General features: G+C 67.8%; 3 protein-coding genes and 1 pseudogene. 2 read left to right on the top strand and 2 right to left on the bottom strand.

Annotated elements, in window-relative coordinates; genetic code table 11:
- Window positions 1-627, top strand: a pseudogene (locus C0461_RS13060) (malate synthase A); the annotation flags it as partial.
- 55 nt (window positions 628-682) lie between these two features.
- On the opposite strand, the gene C0461_RS13055 reads toward C0461_RS13060, so the two are convergent.
- A complete protein-coding gene (locus C0461_RS13055; RefSeq protein ID WP_292107623.1) occupies window positions 683-1,618 on the bottom strand; it encodes a retroviral-like aspartic protease family protein in 936 nt (311 codons plus the stop codon).
- Between the two features lie 247 nt (window positions 1,619-1,865).
- Entirely contained in the window at window positions 1,866-4,157 is a 2,292-nt protein-coding gene (locus C0461_RS13050) for an ATP-binding protein (protein ID WP_292107621.1), read from the bottom strand.
- A gap of 117 nt (window positions 4,158-4,274) precedes the next feature.
- Here C0461_RS13050 and C0461_RS13045 point away from each other — a divergent pair, with 117 nt between their 5' ends.
- Complete coding sequence (locus C0461_RS13045; RefSeq protein WP_292107620.1) at window positions 4,275-5,648, top strand: ATP-binding protein; 1,374 nt, start codon at window positions 4,275-4,277, stop codon at window positions 5,646-5,648.
- Window positions 5,649-5,729: the final 81 nt, after the last annotated feature.

The following is a 5,729-nucleotide window of genomic DNA, read 5'->3' as shown; positions in this document are numbered from 1 at the left end:
GCCTTCGCCATGGGCGGCATGGCGGCGCAGATCCCGGTCAAGAATGACGAGGCCGCCAACGCCGCCGCCTTCGCCAAGGTCAAGGCGGACAAGGAGCGCGAGGCGTCAAACGGCCACGACGGCACCTGGGTGGCGCATCCCGATCTGGTCCCCGTGGCCATGGAGGTGTTCGACCGCCTGATGCCCGGCCCGAACCAGCTGAACCGGCCCCTGTCGGGTCAGGACATCGGCCGCGACCGCCTGCTGGAGATCCATCAGGGCCCGCGCACCGAGGCGGGCCTGCGCGAGAACATCCGCGTGGGCATCCTCTATACGGAGGCCTGGCTGGGCGGGCGCGGGGCCGTGCCCCTGTTCAACCTGATGGAGGACGCCGCCACCGCCGAGATCAGCCGCACCCAGGTGTGGCAGTGGCGCACGCTGGCGGCCCATCTGGACGACGGACGGGTGGTGGACGAGGCGCTGGTCCGCGCCCTGATCGAGGACGAGATCCGGCGCATGCCGAAGGAGCTGCCGCATCTGGAAGAGGCGGTGCGCCTGTTCACCGACCTGTGCCTGGCCGAGACCTGCGAAGAATTCCTGACCCTGCCCGCCTATGCGCGGCTCGAGGCCCGGGGCGCGTCATCGTAAACCGCCGAGGCCAAGGGTCCGCTTGCGGCAGCAAGTCGGTGTGCGCTCACGACCCTCAGCGGACCTCCGCAGGGTCGGCATCCGGATGGGCGAGCGGGTGCTGACGCTCCGTCCCTAACCAAACCTTCTGTGTTCCATAGTCTACGGCGAAGGGGCGACCCGCGAGCCAATCCATGCCCAGGATCATCAGCGGCCTCGTCGGGTCTCCCAGACGCGAAAAAACCGGCAGGTCACCGATATTCACCGACGCCATCGACCAGGTCCACGGTCCAATAGCCGCCTTCACAACCTCAGCTTCAAACAGCGGCAAAGGACGCCCATCAAGTCCCGTGATCTGGCCTCCCTCACGTACACGCCCTGAAGACGCGGTGAGGTCCAGGGCCTCGGCGAAGGGTTGGTTCATGACGGTCTTCTGCGCGCCGGTGTCGAGCAATGCCCATCCGCTGACCCCGTCAATCTGCACCGGCAGCATAACCTTCCACGGCTGGATCCAGTCGACTGAGATTTCGACCCAGCCTTCCCCTCCAGGCAACTGCCCTGATGGAACGATGCCCACACATGACGCGCTCGGGCGCCAGACCGTCAGTCGACCGGCCAAGAGATCGATGCCCCCGAGGCCAACGATTTCATGGCTGTCCAACGTTGGCGCCGGAACTTCCGGCACAGTGACCTCGTAGAGTGAAATCGGACCCGTATTGATTTCGGCAACCTGAAAAAGTCGCACACTGAATTCGCCACCCATTCCCTGAGCCTGCTCGCTTGCCGCATCCGGCGTGAGCGCGAGCCGCGTGATCGTCGAGGCATCAAGCGTCGTCGCGCTTGATGCAGTGTCCAGAACGAACTCGAATGGACCCTGACCATTCACCCTGGCGGTGATGACGGGGCTATGTCCGTCGCCATTCTCGAATGGAAGACACGCTTCCTGAGCCACAACCGGTATTGCAGCGGATGAGAGAACAAGAGCAACGACGAGGGTGAGGCGATGGGACATGGATGGCTCTCGCAAAGCCGATCTTCTAGCCTCACAAGGCAGTCTGTCCAAATGAACACTTGGCAATGCGCCAACGGCATACTTGCGGACGAGGCGTCAGCCGTCGCGAGGCGTTCTGCGAGTCCTCCACGAACCGGAAGAAGATGCTGCCAGCCTGGCTAGGCAGTATCCGGTTGCCACCCCTTGCGCCGCTTCGGGACGTGGGGTGTTCGGCAGGTCGGCCCGGGTCGCTTGTGAGGACCTGCCCTCAGGCTGCCGCTTCTTCCATCCGGGCGGGTGTGCGGCCGAGGGTGGTGACCAGGTCGATCAGGGCTTCGGCGCCGAAGGGCTTGGACAGGTGATGGTCCGCGCCCGCCTCCCGGGTGGCGGTCACGTGTTCGGGCAGGGCGTTGGCGGTCAGCATCACCACCGGCGTGCGCGCGGCGCCCATGGCCGCCTCGTGCAGCCGGATCTCGCGGGTGGCGGTCAGGCCGTCCATGACCGGCATCTGCATGTCCATCAGCACCACGTCGAAGGCGTCGCCGCGGAAGGCGGCCAGGGCCTGGGCGCCGTCCTCGGTGATCACCAGCTCCACGTCGATCTGGGACAGGATCAGCTCCACCACCTTGCGGTTGGTGGGGTGATCGTCGGCCAGCAGAACCCGCAAGGGGCGGTCCGCTGTGTCATCGCCGCTCATCTCGACCGCCGCGGTCTGCTGAACCGGGGCGGCGACCTCGCGCAGCGGGACGGTCAGGATGAAGGTGGAGCCGCCGTCCGGCTCGCTTTCACAGTCCAGACCGCCATCCATCATGGCGGCCAGTTCGCGGCAGATGGCCAGCCCCAGCCCGGTGCCGCCGAAGCGGCGCGTGATGGCGCCGTCCGCCTGTTCGAAGCGGCTGAACAGACGCGCCCGGGCGGCGGAGTCGAAGCCGATGCCGGTGTCCTCCACCATGAACCGGAACACCGCCGCGCCGTCCTCGTCATGGCCGCGCGAGATGGACAGGCTGACGAAGCCCTGACTGGTGAATTTGACCGCGTTGGAGACCAGATTGGTCAGGATCTGCTTGAGGCGCACCACGTCGCCGTCGATCCACACGTGGGTGTCTTCGGGGGCGTCGACGAAAAATCGCAGCCCCTTCTCCTCGGCCTGGGCGGAATAGAGCTGGGCCGCTTCATTGACGGCCTTGAGCAGGTCGAAGGGTTCGGGCCGCAGCTCCAGCCGCCCCGATTCCACCCGCGCCAGGTCCAGGATGTCGGACAGCAGATGCTGCAGTGTCACGCCCGAGGAGCGGATCAGCTCAAGCATCTCCTGCTGGCGGTCGTTCATGGGGGTGCCGGACAGGGCCTGGGCCACGCCGATGACGCCGTTCAGCGGCGTGCGGATCTCGTGGCTCATGTTGGCCAGGAATTCCGACTTGGCGCGGTTGGCCGCCTCGGCCGCGTCGCGGGCGGACGCCAGAATCTCGGCGTCGCGCTTCAGGTCGGTGATGTCGTTGACCAGGGTGACCACGCCGCCGTCGGCGGTGCGGCGATCCTGGACCTTCAGCCAGCGCTCGTCCGAGGTCTTCTGCTCCATGGCGCAGGACAGGCGCCTGCGCGCCGTCAGCCGTTCCTCCATCCACTCGGCCTCGCGGCCCTCGGCCTCGGGATAGTGCCCCTTGTCGATGCCGATCTGGACGATCTCGCGGAAGGTGGCGCCCTGCTTCAGGATGTCGGCGATCTCCGGATTGATCTCGGCGTAGCGGGCGTTCCAGATCACCAGCCGGTCATGGGAGTCATAGAAGGCCAGGCCGTCGGGCATGGCGTCGATGGCCTCGCGCAGCTGGGTCAGCATGCTCGCCCGCGACCAGAAGCTCAGCGCCTCCACCACGGCGGCGGCGGTCACCAGAAAGGCGGCGAGGGCGGCCGCGCTGACGGCCATGCGGGCGCCCGCGCCCCCCTCGATCACCGGCAGGGCGGGGTCGAAGGTGATCTCCGCCGCGGCCATGCCGCTGAAATGCAGACTGCAGATGCCCAGCACCGCCAGCAGCGCGGCCCCTGACGTGCGTCGCCAGCCGCCCTGATCCAGCACCGCCAGGGCCGTCGCCCACAGCACGCTGGAAATGATCACCCCGCCGATCACCAGGCCCGTGTCCCAGGCGATGACTCCCTGGAGCTTCACGGCCGCCATGCCGGTGTAGTGCATGGCCGCGACCGTGGCGCCGATCACAACCCCGCCCAGCACCCGCCCGCCCATGGAGCGCACATGGCTGGCGATCAGCAGGCCCGCGGCGACCCCGGAGGCGGCGATGATGAGGGAGCCCAGGGTGGCGAACAGGTCATAGTCAAACCGGGTGACCGGCTGAAAGGCCATCATGGCGATGAAGTGGGTGGTCCAGACGGCCACGCCGCCCACCAGGCCCGCGACCAGAAGCATCAGATCCCGGTCGCTGCGTTTGCGGTTATGGGACTGGTTGAACAGACGCATGCAGGTGACCGTGCCCAGCACGCACACGAAGACGGCCGCGATCAGCAGCCGCCAGTCGTGTTCCGTCGCCAGACAGGTGAGCGTTTTGAGCACGGGTCCCCCGGATTTCCCGTTCTTCCTACGGCCAAGGTGTGAAAAAGGGCTGAAACCGTCACGGGAAGCCGTCAGACTGTCGGTCGGGGCCGCCCTGACAGCCCCGCTGGAAAACCCATGACCGACACCCGCGCCGCAGCCCGCATCGATCTGGATCCCCTGAGGCGCGGCGTGGTCATCCTGCCGGCGCTGGCGGCGATGGGGCTGGCGGCCGTCCTTCATCCCGGCGCCGCCCCGATCCTGGTCGCGGGCGCCGTCGTGACCGCGATGGCCCTGGTCCTGCTGAGGCGGTCGTCGCCGGTGATCACCGCTCCCGAACAGGACGAGCCGGACGCCGCCGCCGCCGCCGCTGTTCTTGCGGCGGAAGCGCTGGAGGCGCTGCCCGATCCCCTTCTGGTCATCTCGGGCGATGACGTCGGGGATGTGGGCGACCGGGCCATCGTGCGCGCCAACGCCGCCGCCGCCGCGCTGCTGCGCCTGCCGGCCGGCGGGGGGGATCACCCGCTGCACGCCGCGATCCGGGATCCGAACCTGCTCGAGGCCATCGACGAGGCCCTGTTCGGCAGACGAACCCAGTCCATCGACTATGAGCCGGGCGGCGCCCAGGACCGGCACTGGAGCGCCTGGATCGCGCCCTTGCCCGGGCACGGCGAGGCGGAGGGCCGTCTGGCCGTTCTGCGCCTTCGCGACGAGACCGACTCCAAGCGGGCCGAAATGATGCGGGTCGATTTCCTGGCCAACGCCAGCCACGAGCTGCGCACGCCCCTGGCGTCGTTGTCGGGGTTCATCGAGACCCTGCGCGGCCACGCGCGTGATGACCCGGCGGCGCGGGAGAAATTCCTCAGCATCATGGCGGTGCAGGCCGAGCGCATGACGCGGCTGGTGGCCGACCTGCTGTCGCTCAGCCGCATCGAGCTGAACGAGCATATTCCCCCGTCGGGCAAGGTGGATCTGGCCGGCGCCGTCTCCGATGTGGTGGACGCCACCGGTCCGCTGGCGGCCCGGCGCGGAATCAGGCTGAAGGTGGCGCGGGAGGGCGAGGGTTCGGTCAGCGTGACCGGTGATCGCGATCAGTTGATCCAGGTGATCCAGAACCTGACCGACAACGCCATCAAATACTCCCCCGACGACACCGAGGTGGAGATCGAGCTCAGGGTGGGGATCGGCGCCGATGAGGCCGCGCGGGTGCGGATGCCGAACGCGGCAGGTCTGCCGCTGCTGACGCCGGATCGGGATTCCCAGGCCCGCTATGTGCTGATCACGGTGCGTGATCACGGCCCCGGGGTGACGCGCGAGACCATGCCGCGCCTGACCGAGCGCTTCTACAGGGTCGAGGGCCAGAAGAGCGGCGAGCGTCTGGGCACCGGTCTGGGCCTGGCCATCGTCAAGCATATCGTCAACCGGCATCGTGGGGGCATGACGGTCGAGAGCATCGTGGGCGAGGGCGCCGCCTTCGGCGTCTATCTCCCCCTGAGGGCTCCCGCTCCGTGACAATCCGTCCGGGATCGGACGATGTTATAAAACTGTCGCTGAACCGTCGTAATGCGGCGGCGGGTCGTGGGCATACGGGCC

Origin of the sequence: Brevundimonas sp. (genome assembly GCF_013823285.1) — a bacterium.
Classification (GTDB): Bacteria; Pseudomonadota; Alphaproteobacteria; order Caulobacterales; family Caulobacteraceae; genus Brevundimonas.
Note: the sequence above shows the minus strand (reverse complement) of the source record. Positions and strands in the feature narration are given on the sequence as shown.

Bases quoted from the DNA above. Each gene is read 5' to 3' on its own strand.
- C0461_RS13055 (WP_292107623.1), bottom strand. From the start codon at position 1,618: ATGTCCCATCGCCTCACCCTCGTCGTTGCTCTTGTTCTCTCATCCGCT.
- C0461_RS13045 (WP_292107620.1), top strand. From the start codon at position 4,275: ATGACCGACACCCGCGCCGCAGCCCGCATCGATCTGGATCCCCTGAGG.